This window comes from Streptosporangium sp. NPDC000396 (assembly GCF_042898655.1).
Lineage (GTDB): Bacteria > Actinomycetota > Actinomycetes > Streptosporangiales > Streptosporangiaceae > Streptosporangium.
The window spans coordinates 133,777-154,888 of record NZ_JBIAZA010000013.1 but is presented as its reverse complement, the minus strand read 5'-3'; the positions used below and the strand labels follow the sequence as shown (position 1 = coordinate 154,888).

At 68.8% G+C, this 21,112-nt stretch carries 22 protein-coding genes; 15 read left to right on the top strand and 7 right to left on the bottom strand.

Going from position 1 to position 21,112, the window contains the following annotated elements; genetic code table 11:
• Position 1: 1 nt before the first annotated feature.
• The 7 genes from rpmF (at position 2) to ftsY (ending at position 8,299) form a co-directional block, all read left to right on the top strand.
• The gene (rpmF, locus tag ACFY2X_RS22340) at positions 2–181 is read left to right on the top strand and encodes a 50S ribosomal protein L32 (protein WP_179824792.1); all 180 of its coding nucleotides are present in this window, start codon (positions 2–4) and stop codon (positions 179–181) included.
• Positions 182–461: 280 nt separating this feature from the next.
• Positions 462–1,127: a ribonuclease III gene (rnc, locus tag ACFY2X_RS22335; protein WP_389940751.1), complete on the top strand. Its 666-nt coding sequence runs from the start codon at positions 462–464 to the stop codon at positions 1,125–1,127.
• 19 nt (positions 1,128–1,146) lie between these two features.
• The gene (mutM, locus tag ACFY2X_RS22330; RefSeq protein WP_389940591.1) at positions 1,147–2,013 is read left to right on the top strand and encodes a bifunctional DNA-formamidopyrimidine glycosylase/DNA-(apurinic or apyrimidinic site) lyase; all 867 of its coding nucleotides are present in this window, start codon (positions 1,147–1,149) and stop codon (positions 2,011–2,013) included.
• Complete coding sequence (locus ACFY2X_RS22325) at positions 2,010–2,285, top strand: acylphosphatase (protein WP_389940589.1); 276 nt, start codon at positions 2,010–2,012, stop codon at positions 2,283–2,285. The genes mutM and ACFY2X_RS22325 overlap by 4 nt, the downstream gene beginning before the upstream one ends.
• A gap of 189 nt (positions 2,286–2,474) precedes the next feature.
• On the top strand, positions 2,475–2,669 hold the full coding sequence (locus tag ACFY2X_RS22320) for a hypothetical protein (protein ID WP_389940587.1): 195 nt from the start codon (positions 2,475–2,477) through the stop codon (positions 2,667–2,669).
• Positions 2,670–3,373: 704 nt separating this feature from the next.
• Positions 3,374–7,063: a chromosome segregation protein SMC gene (gene smc, locus ACFY2X_RS22315; protein ID WP_389940585.1), complete on the top strand. Its 3,690-nt coding sequence runs from the start codon at positions 3,374–3,376 to the stop codon at positions 7,061–7,063.
• A gap of 48 nt (positions 7,064–7,111) precedes the next feature.
• A complete protein-coding gene (ftsY, locus tag ACFY2X_RS22310) occupies positions 7,112–8,299 on the top strand; it encodes a signal recognition particle-docking protein FtsY (RefSeq protein WP_389940583.1) in 1,188 nt (395 codons plus the stop codon).
• A gap of 331 nt (positions 8,300–8,630) precedes the next feature.
• Here ftsY and ACFY2X_RS22305 read toward each other — a convergent pair whose 3' ends face one another.
• Complete coding sequence (locus ACFY2X_RS22305; RefSeq protein ID WP_389940581.1) at positions 8,631–9,218, bottom strand: TetR/AcrR family transcriptional regulator; 588 nt, start codon at positions 9,216–9,218, stop codon at positions 8,631–8,633.
• 239 nt (positions 9,219–9,457) lie between these two features.
• Here ACFY2X_RS22305 and ACFY2X_RS22300 point away from each other — a divergent pair, with 239 nt between their 5' ends.
• Both ACFY2X_RS22300 and ACFY2X_RS22295 read left to right on the top strand, forming a co-directional pair.
• Positions 9,458–9,610, top strand: a complete 153-nt coding sequence (locus tag ACFY2X_RS22300; protein ID WP_389940579.1) for a hypothetical protein — start codon at positions 9,458–9,460, stop codon at positions 9,608–9,610.
• A gap of 336 nt (positions 9,611–9,946) precedes the next feature.
• Positions 9,947–10,540 (top strand): hypothetical protein, encoded by a 594-nt coding sequence (locus ACFY2X_RS22295; RefSeq protein WP_389940577.1) that lies wholly within the window; start codon positions 9,947–9,949, stop codon positions 10,538–10,540.
• A gap of 189 nt (positions 10,541–10,729) precedes the next feature.
• Here ACFY2X_RS22295 and ACFY2X_RS22290 read toward each other — a convergent pair whose 3' ends face one another.
• The 3 genes from ACFY2X_RS22290 to ACFY2X_RS22280 all read right to left on the bottom strand — a co-directional run bounded on the left by ACFY2X_RS22290 (position 10,730) and on the right by ACFY2X_RS22280 (position 13,700).
• Positions 10,730–11,512: an ABC transporter ATP-binding protein gene (locus ACFY2X_RS22290; RefSeq protein WP_389940575.1), complete on the bottom strand. Its 783-nt coding sequence runs from the start codon at positions 11,510–11,512 to the stop codon at positions 10,730–10,732.
• Between the two features lie 62 nt (positions 11,513–11,574).
• Positions 11,575–12,651 (bottom strand): FecCD family ABC transporter permease, encoded by a 1,077-nt coding sequence (locus ACFY2X_RS22285; protein WP_389940573.1) that lies wholly within the window; start codon positions 12,649–12,651, stop codon positions 11,575–11,577.
• Entirely contained in the window at positions 12,648–13,700 is a 1,053-nt protein-coding gene (locus ACFY2X_RS22280; protein WP_389940571.1) for a FecCD family ABC transporter permease, read from the bottom strand. The genes ACFY2X_RS22285 and ACFY2X_RS22280 overlap by 4 nt, the downstream gene beginning before the upstream one ends.
• A gap of 102 nt (positions 13,701–13,802) precedes the next feature.
• Here ACFY2X_RS22280 and ACFY2X_RS22275 point away from each other — a divergent pair, with 102 nt between their 5' ends.
• The 3 genes from ACFY2X_RS22275 to ACFY2X_RS22265 all read left to right on the top strand — a co-directional run bounded on the left by ACFY2X_RS22275 (position 13,803) and on the right by ACFY2X_RS22265 (position 16,300).
• The gene (locus tag ACFY2X_RS22275) at positions 13,803–14,816 is read left to right on the top strand and encodes an ABC transporter substrate-binding protein (protein ID WP_389940569.1); all 1,014 of its coding nucleotides are present in this window, start codon (positions 13,803–13,805) and stop codon (positions 14,814–14,816) included.
• A gap of 106 nt (positions 14,817–14,922) precedes the next feature.
• Positions 14,923–15,390, top strand: coding sequence for a hypothetical protein (locus ACFY2X_RS22270; RefSeq protein ID WP_389940567.1), 468 nt, complete (start codon positions 14,923–14,925; stop codon positions 15,388–15,390).
• A 13-nt stretch (positions 15,391–15,403) separates the two neighbouring features.
• Positions 15,404–16,300 carry a hypothetical protein gene (locus ACFY2X_RS22265; protein WP_389940565.1) on the top strand — a complete coding sequence of 299 codons (897 nt, stop codon included), beginning with the start codon at positions 15,404–15,406 and terminating at the stop codon, positions 16,298–16,300.
• Positions 16,301–16,341: 41 nt separating this feature from the next.
• Here ACFY2X_RS22265 and ACFY2X_RS22260 read toward each other — a convergent pair whose 3' ends face one another.
• Together ACFY2X_RS22260 and ACFY2X_RS22255 are read right to left on the bottom strand one after the other, a co-directional pair.
• On the bottom strand, positions 16,342–16,797 hold the full coding sequence (locus ACFY2X_RS22260) for a YbaB/EbfC family nucleoid-associated protein (protein ID WP_389940563.1): 456 nt from the start codon (positions 16,795–16,797) through the stop codon (positions 16,342–16,344).
• 157 nt (positions 16,798–16,954) lie between these two features.
• The gene (locus tag ACFY2X_RS22255) at positions 16,955–18,031 is read right to left on the bottom strand and encodes a PLP-dependent cysteine synthase family protein (protein WP_389940561.1); all 1,077 of its coding nucleotides are present in this window, start codon (positions 18,029–18,031) and stop codon (positions 16,955–16,957) included.
• 266 nt (positions 18,032–18,297) lie between these two features.
• Between ACFY2X_RS22255 and ACFY2X_RS22250 the strand changes: the two genes are divergently transcribed.
• The gene (locus tag ACFY2X_RS22250; RefSeq protein WP_389940559.1) at positions 18,298–18,894 is read left to right on the top strand and encodes a sigma-70 family RNA polymerase sigma factor; all 597 of its coding nucleotides are present in this window, start codon (positions 18,298–18,300) and stop codon (positions 18,892–18,894) included.
• A 144-nt stretch (positions 18,895–19,038) separates the two neighbouring features.
• Here ACFY2X_RS22250 and ACFY2X_RS22245 read toward each other — a convergent pair whose 3' ends face one another.
• On the bottom strand, positions 19,039–19,884 hold the full coding sequence (locus tag ACFY2X_RS22245) for an EamA family transporter (RefSeq protein WP_389940557.1): 846 nt from the start codon (positions 19,882–19,884) through the stop codon (positions 19,039–19,041).
• Positions 19,885–19,969: 85 nt separating this feature from the next.
• Between ACFY2X_RS22245 and ACFY2X_RS22240 the strand changes: the two genes are divergently transcribed.
• The gene (locus tag ACFY2X_RS22240) at positions 19,970–20,545 is read left to right on the top strand and encodes a helix-turn-helix domain-containing protein (protein ID WP_389940555.1); all 576 of its coding nucleotides are present in this window, start codon (positions 19,970–19,972) and stop codon (positions 20,543–20,545) included.
• A 141-nt stretch (positions 20,546–20,686) separates the two neighbouring features.
• A complete protein-coding gene (locus ACFY2X_RS22235) occupies positions 20,687–20,992 on the top strand; it encodes a hypothetical protein (protein WP_389940553.1) in 306 nt (101 codons plus the stop codon).
• Positions 20,993–21,112 lie beyond the last annotated feature (120 nt).

Below are 21,112 nucleotides of genomic sequence, written 5' to 3'. Positions count from 1 at the left end.
CGTGGCTGTCCCCAAGCGCAAGATGTCGCGGAGCAACACTCGCTCCCGCAGGTCGCAGTGGAAGGCCGCCGCGGTCTCGCTCGTGAGCTGCCCCCAGTGCCGCTCGCCGAAGCGTCCGCACGTGGCGTGCCCGTCCTGCGGCACTTACAACCGCCGTCAGGTGATCGAGCCCTCCGCCTGATCGCATACTGACTGACGGATGCCGGCCGGGCCCTCGTGGCCCCGGCCGGCGTCACCGTCTGCACACCCATGCGATGGCGGTTCGCCCGAGGCTGTGGTGGACGCCGGGGTTCGCGGTAACGCGTACCCTCCCGGCGCCCACCACGTCTTCGGGCACTTCCTGTGCCCCCCCTTCGCCATCGCGCATTCGATGAGAGACGTGCGAGGAGAAGACGTTGGGTACGAGCGTGAAGCCGGTTGCCGTCGAGTTCGCCAGAGACGAGCTTGAGCAGCTCCTTTCGGTGCGGCTGGACATCGCGATCCTGGAGCGGGCGTTGACGCACCGCTCCTACGCCTACGAGAACGGCGGCCTGCCCACCAACGAGCGCCTGGAGTTCCTCGGCGACTCGGTGCTGGGCCTGGTGGTCACCGACACCCTCTACCGCAACCACCCCGACCTGCCCGAGGGGCAGCTGGCCAAGCTCAGGGCCGCGGTGGTCAACATGCGTGCCCTCGCCGACGTGGCCCGCACGCTGGGCCTGGGCCGGTTCCTGCGGCTCGGCCGGGGCGAGGAGGGCACCGGGGGACGTGACAAGTCCTCGATCCTCGCCGACACCCTTGAGGCGCTCATCGGCACGGTCTACGTGAACAAGGGCCTGGATGAGGCGTTCCGCGTCGTCCACCTGCTCTTCGACCCCCTCATCACCCGCTCGGCCTCCCTGGGCGCCGGGCTGGACTGGAAGACCTCCCTCCAGGAGCTGACCGCGTCCGAGTCGCTCGGAGTTCCCGAATATCACGTCGGTGAGAGCGGCCCCGACCACGCCAAGTCCTTCACCGCGATCGTGCGTGTCGGTGGTGAGGAGTACGGTTCGGGTTCCGGCCGGTCGAAGAAGGAAGCCGAGCAGCAGGCCGCGGAGGCGGCCTGGAACCGGATCCGCCAAGACCGGGACAAGCGCGAATCCGGCTGACCCGCCGAGGAGGGGACGCATGCCCGAGTTGCCCGAGGTCGAGGTTGTACGGCGTGGCCTGGAGCGCTGGGTGGCCGGGCGGGTCGTCGCCCACGCCGAGGTGTTCCACCCGAGAGCGGTCCGGCGCCACGTCCCCGGTGCCGAGGAGTTCGTCTCCCGCCTGAGCGGCCGCACGATCGGCTCCGCCGAGCGGCGGGGCAAATACCTCTGGCTGTCCCTGGACGGCTCCGACGCGATCCTCGCGCATCTCGGGATGAGCGGCCAGCTGCTGGTGGTGGAGCCGGACGCTCCTCTGGAGAAACATCTGCGCGTCCGGATCGGCTTCACCGACGGCGGCCCCGACCTGCGCTTCGTCGACCAGCGGACCTTCGGGCACGTGCTGGTGACCGCGATGGCCCACGCGGAGGGCCGGCCCGTGCCGGAGCCGATCACGCACATCGCGGCCGACCCGTTCGAGGAGCACTTCGATGAAGCCCGGTTCGCCCGCCGCCTGCGCGCCAGGCAGACCGAGATCAAGCGCGCGCTTCTGGACCAGTCGCTGATCAGCGGTGTCGGCAACATCTACGCCGACGAGGCGCTGTGGCGGGCGAGGCTGCATGGGTCCCGTTCCACGGGGACGCTGACCCGGCCGAAGATCGCTGAGCTGCTGGGTGCCGCCCGCGAGGTGATGTCCGCGGCCCTGGCCGAGGGCGGCACATCCTTTGACAGTCTTTACGTGAATGTCAATGGCGAGAGCGGTTACTTCGACCGCTCACTCGCCGTGTACGGCAGGCGGGACGAGCCCTGCCTGAGATGCGGCGCCCCGATCATCAGGGAGGCGTTCATGAACCGCTCCTCCTACAGCTGCCCCCGCTGCCAGCGGCGTCCGAGGAAAGCGCGGGTGTGATGGGCGTCCGGTTGACCGCCTGGGTCAGAGGCCATGTGCAGGGCGTGGGTTTCCGCTGGTGGACGCGGGCGCGGGCGCTGGAGCTCGGTCTGACCGGCTGGGCCAGGAACATGCCCGACGGCCGGGTGGAGGTCGTGGCTGAGGGCGCGGAGGAGTCTTGCGCCAAGCTGCTCGAACTGCTCCGGGGCGGTGTCACGCCGGGCCGGGTCGACAGGGTTGTGGAACGTTGGAGCGAGGCAAAGGGTGGGTTGACTGGTTTCGTTGAGCGCTAAACACTTTCCTTAATCCTCTTGTTTAAGGTATATTTTACTGTCGAGAGTGCCCACGGGTGCATCCACCTGGAGCGTTCAGCTTGACCGTCTCCCTCACCAGTGCGACTCTTGATAAGAACCACGCGCACCCCTCCCGCGGCAAGAAGTGCGCGAACCAGTCTGGTCACTCAGCGTGGAGGACCCTAAACCATGGCGAAGGCTCTACTCGGCCACGTCGGCGGTCCTGACCCTCGTATGGTCTCGGAAATGCGCCGCCTCCAGCAGCGCATCCGTGATCTCGAGGCAGAGCTTACCCGGCTCCAGGCCCAGAACGACGAACTCGCGGCACATACCCGTGACGAGGCGTTCACCCGCCTGCAGGATCGTGAGCCGGCCCTTACCTAGAGGCCGGGACGGAACCACAGTGTCCAGGGACGCCTCGCAGGGGCGTCCCTTGTCATATAAGAGCGATCACTACAACGCCTGAAGAAGGTCCGCGGCTCCGGAAGAACCCGGCGGCGGCAGGCCGTGTCCGGCATTCCGAAAATCCCGCTCTCAGCGCTGGCGCCGGATGCCCTCAGGCTTCTCAACCCTTCCCACCGTTGTCTCCACCTGCAGGTCTTTCCCGCCACTGTCTCCACCTGCAGATCCAGCCCAGGTTCGCTCCGGTCTGATCGAACCGGGATGTCCCCGGCCCCCGGGCGACGCCCGCGCCGCGGTGACGGCCGATGTCTCGGCGGCGACGCGGAGCCCGGCAGCGGAGAGCGGTTCAGGCAGAGGCGTCCGGGCAGAGGCGCCCGGGAATCCCGGAGACCGTCTGATCCTCGTCGCCGAGACCCGGAACGACCGACCTGCCACTCATGAGAAAAGCGCGTTGTTTGACGTGAGTTTCCCCGCTTGGGGGGTGTGGCAGAGCTTCACCCTCATCGCATTGCGCATCCATGCAGGGGACCATAGGCGCTGCACAGGCAGGCACGGGTGAAGAACGGTAGTCTTCCCAGGCGGAAGCCGAGTGACACCAGCGATGCGGGAAGACGCCGATCACCAGCGCCCGAGCCGTGACATGCGGCGCCAGGGGAAACGCGGACAAGCCGGAGGATGGGGGGGTCGTGTATCTGAAGACCCTCACCTTGCGCGGATTCAAGTCCTTCGCGTCGGCCACCACCCTCCGTTTCGAGCCGGGCATCACCGCGGTCGTCGGGCCCAACGGGTCCGGCAAGTCCAATGTGGTCGACGCCCTGGCCTGGGTCATGGGCGAGCACAGCGCCAAGTCGCTGCGCGGCGGCAAGATGGAGGACGTCATCTTCGCCGGGACCTCCTCGCGGCCTCCTCTGGGCCGTGCCGAGGTCACGCTCACCATCGACAACACCGACGGCGCGCTTCCGATCGACTACACCGAGGTCACGATCAGCCGCCTGATGTTCCGGGCCGGCCAGAGCGAGTACGCCATCAACGGCGACACCTGCCGCCTGCTTGACATCCAGGAGCTGCTGTCGGACTCCGGCATCGGCCGTGAGATGCACGTCATCGTCGGGCAGGGCCAGCTCGACCAGGTGCTCCATGCCGGGCCCGAGGAGCGCCGGGCGTTCATCGAGGAGGCCGCGGGTGTCCTGAAACACCGCAAGCGCAAGGAGAAGGCGCTGCGGAAGCTCGACGCGATGCAGGCCAACCTGACCCGGGTCCAGGACCTCACCAACGAGCTGCGCCGCCAGCTCAAGCCGCTGGGCCGCCAGGCGGAGATCGCCCGTAAGGCCGCCGTCATCCAGGCCGATCTTCGTGACGCCCGGCTCCGGCTGCTCGCCGACGACGTGCTGACCCTGCGAACCACCCTGGATCGGGAGATCGCCGACGAGGCCGCGATCCTCGCCCGCCGTACGACGGTTGAGGCCGAGCTGGAGCAGGGCCAGCTCGCGGAGGCCGAGCTGGAGGCGGCCGAGGCCGAGGCCCAGCCGCGCCTGGCCGCCGCGCAGGAGACCTATTTCCGGCTTTCCTCCCTGCGTGAGCGTCTGCGAGGCCTGGCCGGGCTGGCGGCCGAGCGGCACCGGCACGCCACCGACACCGCCATCGAGCGGCGCGGGCGCGACCCGGAGGACCTTGAGCGCGAGGCCGAGGAGATCCAGGAGCAGGAGCGGGTTCTCGACGAGATGCTCGCCGGGGAGCAGGAGTCGCTCGCCAGGGCCGTGGCCCAGCGCGCCGAGGCCGAGTCCTCGCTCGCGGCCGAGGAGCGGCGGCTGGCCGCCGAGGCCAGGGCCTCCGCCGACAGACGTGAGGGGCTGGCCAGGCTCCGCGGCCAGGTCGGCGCCGTGCGCAGCCGAGCCGTGGCCGCGGAGGAGGAGATCGGCCGGCTGACGCGTTCCCTGGAGGAGGCTCAGGAGCGCGCCGAGCGCGCCCAGGCCGAGCACGACAGCCAGGAGCAGGCCGACCCCCTCGCCGACCCCGCCCTCGCCGAGGAGCTGGAGATGGCCCTGGAGGTCGTGGACCAGGCCAGGCAGACCGTCGACCAGGCCAGAGCCGTGGTCGACGAGGCCAAGGCGGCCGTCGCGGGCCCGAATGCGGCGCTCGGCGCGTCCAAGGCCGCTCTCGGCGCGGCGCGAAAGGCCGACCAGGAGGCGCAGCGCCAGGTCGCCGCGCTGGGGGCCAGGTTCGAGGCGCTGGAGCTGAGCCTGGCCAGGGGAGCCGATGGCGGTGCGGCGCTGCTGGCCGCGGATCTGGCCGGAGTACTGGGCCCCTTGGCCACCATGCTGACCGTCCGGCCCGGCGCCGAGGTGGCCGTCGCCGCCGCACTCGGCGCGGCGGCCGAGGCCGTCGCCGTGGAGTCCCTGCAGAGCGCCGCGGACGCCATCGACTTCCTCAGGAGCGAGGACGGCGGCCATGCCTCCCTGGTCGTCGCCGCCGAGGGCAAGAAACCGGACACTTCGCGGCTTTCCACGCCGGTGACCGGGTCCGAGTGGGCGATCGACCTGGTCACCGTCCCCGGCGAGCTGTGGGACGCGGTCGCGCACCTGCTGGCCGACGTGCTGGTCGTGGACGACCTGGAGATCGCCAGGAAGGTGGTCGAGCAGTGGCCGGAGCTGCGGGCCGTCACCCGATCCGGTGACCTCCTGGGCGCCTATGCCGCCAGGGGAGGTTCGGCCGGTGGCACGTCCGCACTGCAGATGCGGGCCGCGCTGGACGAGGCGGCCGCCGACCTGGCCTCGGCCAGGGTGGCCGCCGAGCAGGCCGGAAGGGTGCTGGAGGAGGCCGCCGAGGCCGAGGGCGAGGCGCAGCTCGCGGTGGAGACCGCCCAGGCGCGGGTGACCGAGACGCAGACGGGAGTGCAGACCGCGCAGGCCGGGGTCAACACGGCGCAGGCCGCGCTGGACCAGATCCGGGCCCGGCAGCGTGATGCCGACCAGCGGGCCGCGGCGGCGGCCAAGCGGCTCGCCCAGCTGGACGCCGCGGCCAAGGCCGCCCGTGACGAGTGCGAACGGCTGGCCAGGGGCGTGCAGGCGGCCCAGGAGGCCCGCGACCGGGACGCAGCCGGGCTCGCCGAGCTTGAGGAACGCCTCGTCGTCGAGGAGAGCGCGGGGGAGCTGGAGGCCGAACCCACCACGGAGATCCGCGACGAGCTCGCCGAGATCTGTTCGGTGGCCAGGCAGGCGGAGATGGAGGCTCGCCTCGCCGTACGAACGGCCGAAGAGCGGGTCAGAGGTCTTGAGGGCAAGGCCGACGAGCTGATGCGCGCGGCCGAGCGGGAGCGCGAGGAGCGGGCCAGGGCAGCCGAGCGGCGCGAGCGGCAGCGCAGGCAGGCGCGGGTGGCTCAGGCGGTCGTCCGGGGTACCGAGCTGACGTTGAGCAGGCTGGAGGCCTCGCTGGCCGCCGCGACGTCCGAGCGTGACGAGGCCGAGCAGGCGCGAGGGCAGATCGACGCCTCGCTCAAGTCCGTCCGGGTCCGGGTCCGTGAGCTGTCCGGGGAGCTGGACAAGCTGATCAACCGGGTGCACGGCAGCGAGGTGGCCAGGACCGAGCAGCGGATGCGCCTTGAGCAGCTCCAGGAACGGGCGGTGGAGGAGTTCGGCGTCGAGGTCGACACGCTCATCGCCGAGTACGGCCCGGCCGAGCCGATCCCCTCGGTCGACGGCGACCCGGTGCCCTACGTCCGGGAGGAGCAGGAGAAGCGGGCCAAGGTGGCCGAGCGGCAGATGGCCCAGCTCGGCAAGGTCAACCCGCTCGCGCTGGAGGAGTTCGCGGCGCTGGAGGAGCGGCACGCCTTCCTCACCTCGCAGCTGGAGGACCTGAAGAAGACCCGCCGCGATCTGCTGCTCGTGGTCAAGGAGGTGGACGAGCGGGTCGAGCAGGTCTTCGCCGCCGCCTACGAGGATGTGGCCCGCGAGTTCGAGAAGATCTTCACGCGGGTGTTTCCCGGGGGCGAGGGCAGGCTCCTGCTCACCGACCCCACGGACATGCTGACCACCGGGGTCGAGGTCGAGGCCCGGCCGCCGGGCAAGAAGGTCAAGCGGCTGTCGCTGCTGTCCGGAGGCGAGCGGTCGCTGACCGCCGTGGCCTTCCTCGTGTCCATCTTCAAGGCGCGGCCCTCGCCGTTCTACGTGATGGACGAGGTCGAGGCCGCGCTGGACGACACCAACACCCAGCGTCTGCTGACGCTGTTCGAAGAACTGCGACAGACATCACAGATCATCATCATCACCCATCAGAAGCGCACGATGGAGATCGCCGACGCTCTGTATGGCGTGTCGATGCGGGGAGACGGCGTCACCCAGGTCATCAGCCAGCGCCTGCGAGAACACGACTCCGGGTGAGTCTCATGGGTTCGGAGCATCCCGGCCCGTCTGGAAAACTGTGGTCTTGTGGAGAGTTATCTCGGCATAATCGCGATCGTTGTCGTCGTCGCCCTGCTGGCGGTGGGCGGCGTGTTCCTGCTGTTCAGGCCAGGAGGCAAGGCGGCTCCGCCGCCCGTTGAGCCGCCCGAGGTCCGCCCGCTTCCCAAGGAGGGGGAGCAGGCGCCGCCCAAGGCCGCGACTGGGGACGACGACGCGGCCACGACCACCCTCCCGCCTCCGCCGGTCAAGCCGGCCGAGCCCATGGTCGTCCCCCCGGCCGTCGAGGTCCCGCCGCCGTCCGCCGGCCGGATGGTACGGCTGCGCGCCCGGCTGGCCCGCTCGCAGAGCACCCTCGGCAGGGGGCTTCTCGACCTGCTCTCCCGGGATCGCCTCGACGACGATACGTGGGATGAGATCGAAGAGACCCTGATCACCGCCGACGTCGGCGTCTCGCCGACCCGGGCGATGGTCGAGGAGCTGCGGACCCGCGTGAAGGTGCTGGGCAGCCGGACGCCCGAGGAGGTCCGAGCCCTGCTCAAGGAGCAGCTGCTCGTCCAGATCGGCGCGGACATGGACCGCACCCTGCACGTCAAGCCGCACGGCGAGCGCCCGGCCGTGGTGCTCGTGGTCGGTGTCAACGGCACCGGCAAGACCACCACCACCGGAAAGCTGGCCCGTTCCCTCGTCGGCGACGGCAACCGCGTCGTGCTGGGCGCGGCCGACACCTTCCGCGCCGCCGCCACCGAGCAGCTCCAGACCTGGGGGAATCGGGTCGGAGCCGAGGTCGTGCGCGGCCCGGAGGGCGGTGACCCCGCCTCCGTCGCCTTCGACGCGGTGGCCAAGGGCATCGAGGACAAGGTCGACGTGGTGATCGTGGACACCGCCGGACGGCTGCACACCAAGACGGGCCTGATGGACGAGCTCGGCAAGGTCAAGCGCGTCATCGAGAAGAAGGCCACGGTGGACGAGGTCCTGCTGGTTCTCGACGCCACCACGGGCCAGAACGGCATGCGCCAGGCCCAGGTGTTCGCCGAGGTTGTGGACGTCACCGGCATCGCCCTGACCAAGCTCGACGGCACCGCCAAGGGCGGCATCATCATCTCGGTCCAGCGCGAGCTGGGCGTTCCGGTCAAGCTCGTCGGCCTCGGCGAGGGCCCGGACGACCTGGCCCCGTTCGACCCCGAGGTCTTCGTGGACGCGCTCCTCGGCGACTGAACCCAGCCGGCCTGTTGACAGGCACATGTGAGAACGCCCCTCTTCGGAGGGGCGTTTTCTGTTGCGCGGCCAGGTTTCTGTCGTGCGGCTGCTTCTTCTTGTACGGCTGGTTTCCCGCTGTGCGGCTGGTTCTTCGTTGCGCGGTCGATATCCCGTTGTACGGCGAGACGCGCGTGACCCGCCCTGGCTGCTGCCGAAGGCCCTTGGACTTCGGCCTTTGGCGGACGGCTCCGGTCCCGTGGGCCGCTGGATCGTCCATCATCCTGGGGGCGTCCTGGGTCCGGGGCCGGACCTCGGCCGGGCTGGGGCGGCGCCGGTGCTGGTGCCCGGGTCAGGCGGGGGCGTTGGGGTCGGGCAGGATGCGTTCGACCACGGTGGTGATCAGGTCGGGGATCTGCTCTTCGGGAAAGAGGTCGGGCAGGGTGAGGCGTTCGAGGATCAGCCAGTTCAGGGCGAGGTAGAGCACGGTCACGGTGGTGGCGTCGCCGGGCATCCCGGATTGGACGTGGTAGGCGATGTTGCCGTCGAGATCGGCGCGGATGCGGTCGGTGAGCAGGCGGCGTAGTTCGGGGCGGCGGGTGGCTTCCAGGCGGAGTTCGAGCAGGGCCAGGTAGCCGGAGCGGAAGTGGCTGACGCGGTCGACCACTTCGTGCATGAGGGCGGTGACCTGGGCGCGGTCGCGGGGGCCTGTCAGCAGATCGGTGAACAGGGCGGGGTCGGGGGCGAGGCGTTCGTAGAAGCGGTGGCCGACCTGGGTGAGCAGGTCGTCGCGGTTGGTGAAGTAGTTGGAGGTGGTGCCGGTGGGCACCTGGGCCTCGGTGTCGACGGCGCGGAAGGTCAGGCCGCGGGCGCCGTCGCGGGCGAGGACTTCGATGGCGGCGTCGAGAAGGGCGGCGCGGCGTGCGGGGTTGTGGCGCATGGTGGATCTCCACTCGGGCTGGTCGGGTTGGGCCGGGGTTGTTCTGGGCTGGTCGGAGTTGGTCGGGTTGGGCTGTCGTGTCGTGATCGGGCTGGTTGAGCTGGGTCGGGCCGGGCTTAGCCGGGTCTGGATGGGTGATTGGGGTAGCGCACTGTTGACACTACTCCATATGTAGTACTACGTTTTAACCACTCCGAACAGAGTACTACGCCGATCGGGTCGGCGGAAAGGAAATCCAGATGCGCGTTCAACTCGCCACCCCGGCCATCGCCCCCGCGACCACCCCGGCCCGCCGGGCCTTCCCGGCCGCCCCGGCCCACCGCCGCCAGGCCCCCAAGCCCCGCTCGGTGCCCCGCCCCCGCCCGCTGCCCAAGCCCGGCGCCGCCCGCTAACCCCCGGCGGCGCCCGGCTGGCCGGCAGCCTGCTGCCGGAGATCGACCGACTCGTCATCAAGCTCTACCCGGTGGTGATCGGCACCGGGGTCCCGTTGTTCACCGCGGAGTTCTCCCCGGCCCACTTCACGCTGGCCGGCACCCGCTCCCTTGAGGGGGGCACGGTCATCCTCACCTGCGACAAGAAATGATCACGCGGTGATCGATGCCGGTTTCTCGTGCTCCGCCGTACCGCCATCGACGTCTGACCATCTTCGGGATCCGGATGACCATCACTCCCGCTCTCGGTAAGTTCTCCCACATAGCGTGAGATATCTGTGAATAAGGGGATTTGTGATGTTTCGTGTGACTGTGGGCCTCGGCCTGGCAACCATGCTGATCGCCGGGACGGGGGCGGTCGTCGCTGCTCCGGCCGAAGCCGCGGCCGGGCCCGCGTGCTACGCGGGGCTCTGGAATCTGACCGCCATGAAGATCGTTCATCAGGGCAAGACGGTGAACAGCCCGCTCAGCACAGATGTCCTCAAAGGCGGTGCCGGGATCAAGCTGACATTGAGCGCGAGTGGCGCGACCTATGACTTCACCGGCTCGAAGAAGGTCTCCTTCAAGTTCCAGAGCGACAACACGACCGGCTGGGAACAGTACACCGGTGTCCTGAAGACGCGGGCCGCGGTGACCGGTGACCGCGCGGGCCGGATCGCCGTCTCCCGCACGGGCGCCACGGGCGACGCCAAGGTCTCGACCACCTACACCGATCCATACACCAAGGGCCCGTCCGAGTCGGTCCGGTCACGCCTGGCGAAGGGGTACTACGACGGCCCGCTCGTCGAGAACGCCACCTTCACCTGCGAGGGCGCCAGTCTGAAGATGGTCGACAAGCGCAAGCACAACGGCTGGACCACGGTCGCCGACCTCCGTTTCACCCGCGGCTGACCGCCCCCTCGAACGCCTCGTCGTCAGGCGCCGCCGCTCACCGGCCGGGTCGTACCGTGCTCACTGATCACCTACGAGCCACAGGTGGCAGACCGTGGAAAGTCACCCAGCCCTTCTGGGGCATCCGAACCTCATGAGGCCCGGATGCTTGAAAGGCGGGGACCACCGATTTCCCCTGGGACCAATGATCTAGTGACGGACACCGATCGGGACGACCAGGGGAGTCCCGGCCACGGGGTCTTCGATGACCTTGGCTTCCAGGTCGAAGACCTCCGCCAGGAGAGCCTCGGTGAGGACCTCGTGCGGGCTGCCCGCGGCGATGACCCGGCCGTCGCGCATGGCCACCAGGCGGTCGGCGTAGCGGGCGGCGAGGTTGAGGTCGTGCAGGACCATCACCACCGTACGGCCCAGCTCGCCGTGGAGCCTGCGGACCAGTTCCAGAACCTCGACCTGGTGAGCGAGGTCGAGGAAGGTCGTCGGCTCGTCGAGCAGCAGCAGGTCGGTGCCCTGGGCGAGGGCCATCGAGATCCACGCGCGCTGGCGTTGCCCGCCGGACAGCTCGTCCAGCGGGCGCTCGCCCAGATCGAGCAGGCCGGTCATGGACAGGGCCTCGCTGACCGCCGACTCGTCGTCGGACGACCACTGCCGGTACCACGTCTGGTGCGGGTGCCGCCCCCTGGCCACCAGGTCCGCCACGGTCAGGCCCTCCGGGGCGGTCGGTGCCTGCGGCAGCACGCCCAGGATCTTGGCGACCTCCTTGGTGGGCATCCTGTCGATGCGCTTGCCGTCCAGCAGCACCTCGCCGCCCGACGGTTTGAGCAGCCTTCCCAGCGCGCGCAGCAGCGTGGACTTGCCGCACCCGTTGGGCCCGATGATCGTGGTCACCGTTCCGGCTTCGATCCCGAGGTCGAGCCCGTCGACGATGACGCGGTCGCCGTACCCGAGCTTGACGTCGACGGCCTGCAGTCTCACGCTGCCCTCCCCATCTGGCGGCCCGCCTGCGCGTTCGCCTGGTCTGCGGTGTCTGTCGGTGCTCACGTCCGTGCCCGTCCGCGGGCACGGATGAGGAGATAGATCAGGTAGGGCGCGCCGAGCACCGCGGTGACCACGCCCACCGGCAGCTCGACGGGGCTGAACGCGGTTCGCGCGACCAGATCGGCGGCGGTGGTCAGAACGGCTCCGGTGAGGGCGGAGACGACCAGCGGCGGCTGGGCCACCCCGGCCAGGCGCAGGGCGATCTGCGGGGCGGCCAGGGCGACGAACGCGATGGGCCCGGCCGAGGCGGTGGCCACGGCGGCGAGCAGGACCGCCGCGAGAATCATCAGGCCCCTGGCGAGGTTCATCCGCACGCCCAGGCCGGTCACGGTGTCGTCGCCGAAGCGCAGCGCGCCGAGCGAGCGGGTGCCGACCAGGGCCGGCGGGATGAGCAGGGCGAGCGCGATCGCGACGGGGACCACGTGCTCCCAGCCCCGGCCGTTCAGCGAGCCGCTGATCCAGACCATGGCGCGGCTGCTGTCGGTGACGTCCCCGATGGTCAGCAACCAGTATTTGACGTTGGTGAACACGGCCGAGACGCCGATGCCGACGAGGACCAGCCGGTAGCCGTCCATTCCGTTACGCCAGGCCAGCAGGTAGACGGTCAGCGCTCCGGCCAGGCCGCCGGCCAGGGCCATGAGGGGCACGCCCACCTCGGCCAGGGCGCCGCTGGCGCCGCCCGCGGTGCTCCCGGCGGTCACGATGATCGCGACCACGGTCACGCTGGAGCCGGTGGTGACCCCGAGGACGTCGGGGCTGGCGAGCGGGTTGCGGGCGATGGCCTGGGTGATCGCCCCCGCCAGGGCGAGCGCCGCGCCGACGAGGGCGCCGGTCAGCGCGCGGGGGAGGCGCAGCTCCATCACGACGAAGTGGTTGGAGCCGTCGCCGATGATCGCCTGGAACACCTCGGGGACGCTCATCGGGATGTCGCCGATGCGCATGCCGAGTGCCATCAGCAGCATCGTGGAGGCCAGCAGGGCCAAGGCCACGGCGGCGGAGCGCAGGCGGAGCAGCCAAGAGGCCGGGCCGATCCTCAGCGGACGCTCGTGCGGAAGCCGTACGGGACTGGGGATCACAGGCGGACCGGCCTTCTACGGCGGATCAGGGCGATGAAGAACGGCGCGCCGATCAGGGCGAGCACGACGCCGACCTCCAGCTCTCCGGGGCGGGCGACCACCCGGCCGATCACGTCGGCGAGGAGCAGGGCCGCGGCGCCGATCAGCCCGGAGTACGGCAGCAGCCAGCGGTGGTCCGGGCCGGACAGGGGACGTGCCAGGTGCGGGACCATCAGGCCGAGGAAGGCCAGCGCGCCGCAGGCCGCGACGGAGGCCCCGCTGAGCAGTGTGATCGCGGCGACGCCGACGGTGCGGGTCAGGGTGACGTTCTGGCCGAGGGCACGGGCGACGTCCTCTCCCAGAGAGAGGGTGTTGAGGCCGGGGGCGTTGAACAGGGCCAGGAGCAGCCCGGCGGCGATGAACGGGAGCACCTGCCAGACGATGTCGGCGCCCCGGCCCGCGATCGAGCCCGCCTGCCAGAACCGGAAGACGTCCATGGCCTGCTCGTCCATGAGGACCAGGGCCGAGGTGAGGGCGTAGAGGAAGGCGCTGACCGCGGTGCCCGCGAGGGCGAGGGTCACCGGGGTGGGGCCGCTGCGCCCACCGATCATGCCGAGGGCGAAGACCCCCACGCTGGCGATCAGGGCACCGGCCAGGCCGAACCAGATGTAGCCGTACAGACTGGTGACGCCGAGCACCATGATGCTGAGCACCATCGCGAACGCCGCGCCCTGGGTGACGCCGAGCAGGCCGGGGTCGGCCAGCGGGTTGCGGGTGTGGCCCTGCATGAGCGCGCCCGCGACGCCGAGCGCGATCCCGGCCAGGATGCCGACGGCCGTCCTGGGAACGCGCAGGGAGCGGACGACGATGTCGTTCTCGGTGCCGGTCGGGGCGGTCAGCGCGTGCCACACGTCGCCCGGCGGAACCGGCTTGGCGCCGATCGTGACGCTCAGCACGATCGTCACCGCGAGGGCCCCGAACAGCCAGGCCAGGACGAGCACGCGCTTGCGATGGACCGCCCTGAGCCTTCCTGGCGACGGTGGCCGGGCGGTGGCTACCGCTGTGCTCACCCGCGTTCCTCTCGTCTTGTTTGCCGGATCCAGTTTGAGTATGTCAGGTTAGGTATGGCTAAGCTAAATGAGCTTTGCCTTGCCTTTGGAGAGGAACCTTTGATGAAAGTGCTGCGCGCCTTGACGGTGGGCGTGGCGGGAGCCGTACTGGCCGTGGGTCTTGCCGCCTGCGGGTCGAGCACTTCCGGCACGAAAGCCTCGGCGGGCGGCACGACGCCCGCTCCGGCGACGGCGGCGAGCGACGCGGCGTTCCCCCGCACGGTGAAGCACGCCATGGGCGAGACCGTGATCCCGGCCCAGCCCAAGCGGGTCGTGGCACTGGACCAGAGTTTCGTCGACGCGGTGCTGACCCTGGACACCGACGTCGTCGGGTTCACCACCTACCGCTCGATCGACGAGAAGCTCCCCGACTACTTGGCCCCGGTTCTCGGCCACGCCAAGGAGGCCAAGTCGGTCGGCACCCTGGAGCAGCCGAGCCTGGAGCAGATCGTCGCGCTCAAACCCGACCTGATCCTCTCGGCCAAGGTCCGTCACGAGGCGCTGTACGACAAGCTGTCGAAGATCGCGCCGACGGTGTTCAGCGAGACCACCGGCGCCATCTGGAAGGACAATCTCAAGCTCGTGGGCCAGGCCCTGGGCAAGGAGGACCTCGCCGAGAGCACGCTCAAGACCTACCAGGACCGCGCCGCCAAGATCGGCGAGTCCATCAAGGCCAAGGACGGCAAGCTGCCCACCGTCTCCGTCGTCCGCTTCGCCGGTGAGCCGACCGTTCGCCTTTACGTGGAGAAGTCCTACTCCGGCCTGGTGCTGAAGGACGTCGGCTTCACGCGCCCCGAGGGCCAGCCGACCGTCAAGGACACGATCGCGGTGGACATCAGCCAGGAGAACATCTCCCAGCTCGACGCCGACCACATCTTCGTCGCGGCCTTCTCCGACCCGAAGGTCGAACCGATCAAGAAGGAGTTCGAGGCCAACCCGCTCTGGGGCAAGCTCAAGGGCACCAAGCACGACGTGGCCGACATCACCTGGATGACTGCGGTCGGCATCCAGGGCGCCCACGCCATCCTCGACGACCTCGCGACGTTCTTCCAGGTCGACCCGGCCAAGGCCGCCTGACCTCCGCGCCGACAGGCCCGGTGTCCCCAACGGGGGCGCCGGGCCTTTTCGTTGCGCCGCGACCTGCGGGAGGAGCTGCCCGAACAGAGATCATCATCTGTCTGGTGTGTTGTTGTTGATCCTGATTTACTTGCTGTTCACGAGTGTCACTTGGTTCACGCATGTCACAGCGGGAGGCGGGGGCGGAATGGTCGAAATCAAGACGACAGAGCTGAAAAACGTAGCCCAGGAGTGGCTGGACGGGCTGCTCGACATCGCGGAAGACGCCAAGGTCATCATCGATGCGGCTCATCTGGACGCGATGGCGTGGGGCCTCATCGGCGCTGGCACGGTGGCCCAAAACTACACCCCTGCTCATGCGTACCAGGCCAAACAGGCGACCGGCTTCATCAACTCGCTCAACGGCATCAGAGCGGGTCTGCTCAGCGTGGTGATCCACTATCGAGAGGCCGAGCTCGCCTCCGCTCAGGCGGCTCATGAGACGGAGAAGATCATGGACCTTCAGGGGAAACTCGAGCGGGACAAGACTGATCTTGCTGAAGCGCAGAAGAAGGATCAGGGGCTCACGGACTAGGTGGGGTCATCACATGCCAGGCGAAGAATTTGGAACAGTTGCCGCTGGAGAAGGCGCGACCATCGGTTTGATGGCGGCTCTTGGCAAGATCTTCCCAGTCTGGGCAAAATCTATGGCCAAGATCGAATTGGCGGGAAAGCTGGCGAAACCGGCCGCCGGAGCGGGGGCCATTTGGGCGCTCGCCCAGCCGTGGGACGATGACGCGATCTCCAAAGCGTGGAATGACTGGCGCACGGTGAACATGAGGCTCGCCCACCTCAGATTTAGGGAGTGGGACGACAAACTCAAAGCGATTCAGGCGGCGTGGCCGGAGGGTGAGGATCGCAAGGCCTTCGACAGGTTCATGCAGCGTGTTTATCACGAGATCTATCAGTTCGAGACCGCCACCGGGCAGATGGCCACCGCGGTGCAGAACGCCCAGTCGAACATCCACCGGATTGTCAACACCTCTGGAGCCTTCGTTGACTCCATGCTGGGCATCATCATCCTCTCGGAGCTCATGCAGTTCTACGGCTACAGGCTGGTGGCCCATGGTGAGAAGTTGGTAGCCGAGGCCGCGAAGATACCTCCCGTCCCCGCGTACGGCCTGGCCAAGATAAAGCTGCTGGGCACGGCCGCTCTGTTCATAAAGCGAGGCGAGGCCGTCATGGCGAAGGCCATGGCCACGAAAGACTCTTCTGGCTTGTTCCTCATGGGAGGGACGATAAGCGCGATCGTCGGTGTGAGCGCGACCCTCATCTTCAGCCTGGGAGACCTGCTCGGACTGGCAAGTGCGGACAATCAGTTCCCGCAGCCCCAGATCAATCTCGGCAGCGACGGTCAGGCGGAGGACTCGAGCAAGACGGACTTCGACGACATCAAACGCGGTAGCGTCGCGAAGTCCGGCAAGGAAGGCTGGACCTACACCTGACCCTGGTGGACCGGCACGGTACGCCGTGCCGGTCCACCGGCTCATCGGTTTTCGTGCTCGGCGCGGATCCTTTGAAGTTCGCGCAGCGCTTCGGCCACCTGTGGATTGGAGCCGACCTGGGGGTTCAGTCCCAGGCGCGGGAGCCGGTCCTGCACCGTCTCGTTGAATGCCTCCACGCCCTGGGTGAGCGGTGCCATCACATCGTTCAAGAGTGCCGTCGCATTGCTGAGCGCCTTCGAGGCGGCCTCCATGATCGCTTCCTCCAGGCCCTCGGAGCCCAGTCGCATGGCCCGAGGGTCGATCTTCACGCTGATCAGCGACCCTTCGGGGCCGACCTCGACCCGGACCAGGCCGTCCGCGGCCTCCCCCTGCCCCGTCGCCTCGACGAGCTCGTCGACCATCTTCTCGTATTGGTGGGCGAGCTTGCCGAAGTTTTCCAGCAGTCGATCCACCTCGGGGTCCCCGCTCCGCCCGAAGTCGCCGAAAGGCATCGTCATGTGGCCTCCTCACGAGTGCTACAAGATCGGTTCAAGCCGTGTTCACCTTAATGCCAAAGGGGCGTTTCGGGCAGGTGTGAAGGATGGGGTTTATCCTGCCGCGAGGTGTGAAGGGCGGAGGCCCGCGTCACCGCGCCCGTCTGGCCCGGAAGGCCGCCTAGGGTTCGGTGAGGAAGGACCTCAGCTCCTGCAGGTGGGGGGCGATGTCCAGGCCGCGTTCCGCGAGCCAGGCGTCGTTGTCGTACGTCCCCCGGTAGCGCTCGCCGCCGTCGCAGATCAGGGTGACGACGCTGCCCCGCTCGCCCGCCTGGCGCATCTCCCGCAGGATCTGCACGGCCGCCGCCACGTTGGTGCCCGTGGAGCCGCCGACGTCGCGGCCGGTCACCTCGCGGACCCAGCGCATGGCCGCGATGGACCGGGCGTCGGGGACGTGGATCATGCGGTCGATCACGCTGGGCAGGAAGGACGGTTCCACGCGGGGGCGGCCGATTCCCTCGATGCGGGAGCCGGGGGCGGTGACCGTGTCGTCGCCGGAGCACCAGGAGGGGTAGAAGGCGGAGCCCTCGGGGTCGACCACGGCCAGGCGGGTGGAATAGCGGCGATAGCGGATGTAGCGGCCGATGGTCGAGGAGGTGCCGCCGGTGCCGGCGCCGACCACGATCCACGCGGGCTCGGGGTGGGGCTCCATCTGCATCTGGCTGAAGATGCTCTCGGCGATGTTGTTGTTGCCGCGCCAGTCGGTGGCCCGCTCGGCATAGGTGAACTGGTCCATGAAGTGACCGCCGGTCTCGGCGGCCAGCCGGTGGGACTCCTCGTAGATCGTTCCAGGATCGCTCACGAGGTGACACTTGCCGCCGTAGAACTCGATCAGCGCGATCTTCTCGGGCGAGGTCGAGGAGGGCATCACCGCGATGAACGGCAGGCCGATGAGCCGGGCGAAGTAGGCCTCGCTCACCGCGGTCGAGCCGCTGGAGGCCTCGACGACCGTGGTCGATGGACCGATCCAGCCGTTTGCCAGGCCGTACAGGAAGAGAGAGCGCGCGAGCCGGTGCTTGAGTGAACCGGTGGGGTGGACAGACTCGTCTTTCAAGTAGAGGTTGACGCCCCACTGCGAGGGAAGCGGGAAGACGTGGAGATGGGTGTCGCAGCTTCGATGGGCGTCGGCCTCGACTCGGCGGATGGCTTCGGCCACCCACGAGCGGGTTTCGGGGTCGTGTCGGTCCACGTATTTCATAGGTCAAAGGTATCGCTACCTGGGGTTATGTGATGATAGCCACATCTTCAGCGAAATCGGTGGATGGATGTTACGCTAATGAGACTTGTCCGGCTGTAGGGCGTGTCGTATCCGCCATTGGCACAGCCACTGATGAACCCCCTGACCAGCAACGACTCTTAACGGCACCTTTACGGGAAGCCTGCGAGCATGCGATAGCCCGTCAGGAAGGACGCATCGCACCTGTGCCGGATAGTAACCGGGGGGAACGGCCCAAGGGGGAGTACATGATCGCGATGACCGAAGAGCAGCGCCAGGATTGGTTCGAACGCGATGTCGTGCCGGTGACCAACCAGCTCTACGCGTCCGCGATGCGTCTGACCCGTAACTCCGCCGACGCCGAGGACCTCGTCCAGGAGACGGTGACCAAGGCCTTCACCTCCTACCACCAGTTCCGTGAGGGCACCAACCTCAAGGCGTGGCTGCACCGGATCCTCACCAACAACTTCATCAACGACTACCGCAAGAAGCAGCGCTCGCCCAAGCTCTCGGCCACCGAGGAGATCGAGGACTGGCAGCTCGCCGCCGCCGAGTCGCACATGTCCTCCGGGTTGAAGTCCGCCGAGACCGAGGCGCTGGAGCAGCTGCCCGACAGCGCCGTGATGAACGCCCTGCGTGCCCTGCCCGAGGACTTCCGGGTGGCCGTCTACCTGGCCGACGTCGAGGGCTTCCCCTACAAGGAGATCGCCGAGCGGATGGGCACGCCCATCGGCACGGTCATGTCCCGCCTGCACCGTGGCCGCCGCCAGCTCCGGGCGATGCTCGAAGACTACGCTCGCGAGGAGGGCGCGCTCCGGCTGCCGGAGCAGCGCCAGGCCGCGTAGCAGGCCTTCCTCCGTCCGTACGGCCACGCCTGCGTTCGTACGGCTCACGCCTGCGTTCGTACGGCTCACGCCCGCGTTCGTACGGCTCACGCCCGCGCCCGGGCGTGAGCCCCATCTTCATGCGCTGCCTCTCGCATGGTCACCTCATGCGGCTCCGCCCGCGGCTATCAGGGTGACGGCGGCGAGGGTGAAGCCGATGCCCGTCATCTGGACCGCGTTGAGCCGCTCTCCCAGCACGTGACGGGCCAGCAGGAGGGTGCTCGCCGGATACAGCGAGACCAGGACGGCGATGAGGCTCAGCATGCCCTGCTGCTGGGCGAGCATGAACAGCAGGTTCGCGGCCATGTCCAGGGCTCCGGCCGCGACGATGACGCGCAGCCCACCGGGGGCGGGCCGCAGCGTGCGGCGGGTGGCCAGGGCCAGCAGGGCGATGAAGGTGATCGAGATCGTCCGTGCGCCGAACAACGGCCACATGCCGCTGTCGTCGGGAGTCTGCGCGAGCAGGATGAAGAAGCCTCCGAAACCCGCGCCCGCGGTGAGTGAGGCCAGGACCGGGCCGTAGCCCCGGCCGGGTGCGGCCGGGGAGGAGTCGCGGCTCACCAGCAGCACCGCGACCAGGGCGAGCACCACGCCGCCCAGTGCCGTCGCCTTCGGGCGTTCCCCGGTGATCAGCCCGAACAGCACCGGCAGCGCGGCCGAGGTGGTCGCGGTGATGGGCGCCACCACGGACATCACGCCGGTGGCGAGCGCGCGGTAGAACAGCACCAGCGCGGCGGCGCCGGACACCCCGGCCGCCACTCCCCAGGCCAGGGCCTCCACGGTGAGGACTCCCGGGAGGAAGGGCAGCAGCGCGGCGACCAGGGCCAGGCCGGCCATCTGGGACAGCACCACGACCGCCAGCACGCGTGATCGCCGGGTGGCCAGACCTCCGAAGAAGTCCGCCGTGCCGTACACCACCGCGCAGACCGTTGCCAGCACCACAGCGGTCATTCGTCACCTCAGTTCAATAGGTTGCACTTCTAGTACAACACACAAGGTGCACTACAATGCAAATCAAGTTCACTACACTGAACTCATGGATCCAGAGACGATCACCGGCGCCATCGCCAACAACGTGCGGGCCCAGCGGGCGCACCGGCACATGACGCTCGACGAGCTCGCCGCGCGTTCGGGAGTGAGCCGGGGCATGCTCGTCCAGGTCGAGCAGGGGCGGACCAACCCCAGCATCAACACGCTCATCCGCATCGCCGACGCGCTCGGGGTGACGGTCGCGCGGATGGTCGAGGTCTCCGACATCCCGGTGGTCCGGGTGGTCAACGCCGCCGACGTCGTCACCTTCCCGCACGGCGAGGCCAGCTCGGCGCGGCTGCTGGTCGGCACCGACGCGCCCGCGATCCTGGAGCTGTGGGACTGGCGGCTGGCTCCGGGCGAGCATCACGACGGCGACGCCCACCCGTCCGGCACCCGCGAGATGCTGACCGTGCTGGAGGGGGAGCTCACCCTGTCGGTGTACGGCAGGAGCCACGTCATCGCCGAGGGGGGCGCCGTCGTGTTCAGCGCCGACCGGCCGCACAAATACACCAATCAGGGTGAAGTCCCGCTGCGCTTCGTGATGGTCGTGACCGAGCCCAGGGAGACCCCTGACCAATAGCGGCGAACCACTGCCCGGCGACCGTGTGGAATCGCATCATTACATTATGTCGCTTTCGTTGCCCCGGGCCGGCAGGCCGAGTCCGCCAGATCATGTCCTTGACCGCGTGTGCCCGCTCTGCCGCCGTCCGGGAGACGGCGAGTGAGCGGGTCCTGCGCGGAGATAGGCAAGCTCCGCGCCGAGCTGGTGGAACTCGGCGTGACCGATGTCTACGAGGTCGGCGACGACGGGGTTCTGTCGGTGTGGATCGGCCTGGTCGTGCGGTTCAGGGATGGTTTCTACCGCTGGCAGGAAGGACAGGTGAAACGACGCCATCTGGGTACGGATCCAGGCGGATGTGCCATTCGGGTGGCGCGTCGATACGCGGAATTACACACCCATGTCCCACCCTGGTGGGAAGACCTGGCCGAGATCTTGCGGGGAGACGCGGCCGAGGACCGTCCGTAGCCCCCCGCATCGTCGTGGGGGTAAGGATGCGGCGGTGGATCGTTCCAGTCGGCTTTCTACTGCTGCTGGTGGTGGGGGAATGCGCCGCCCCAACCACTCTGATGAGATCCGGGGGCATAC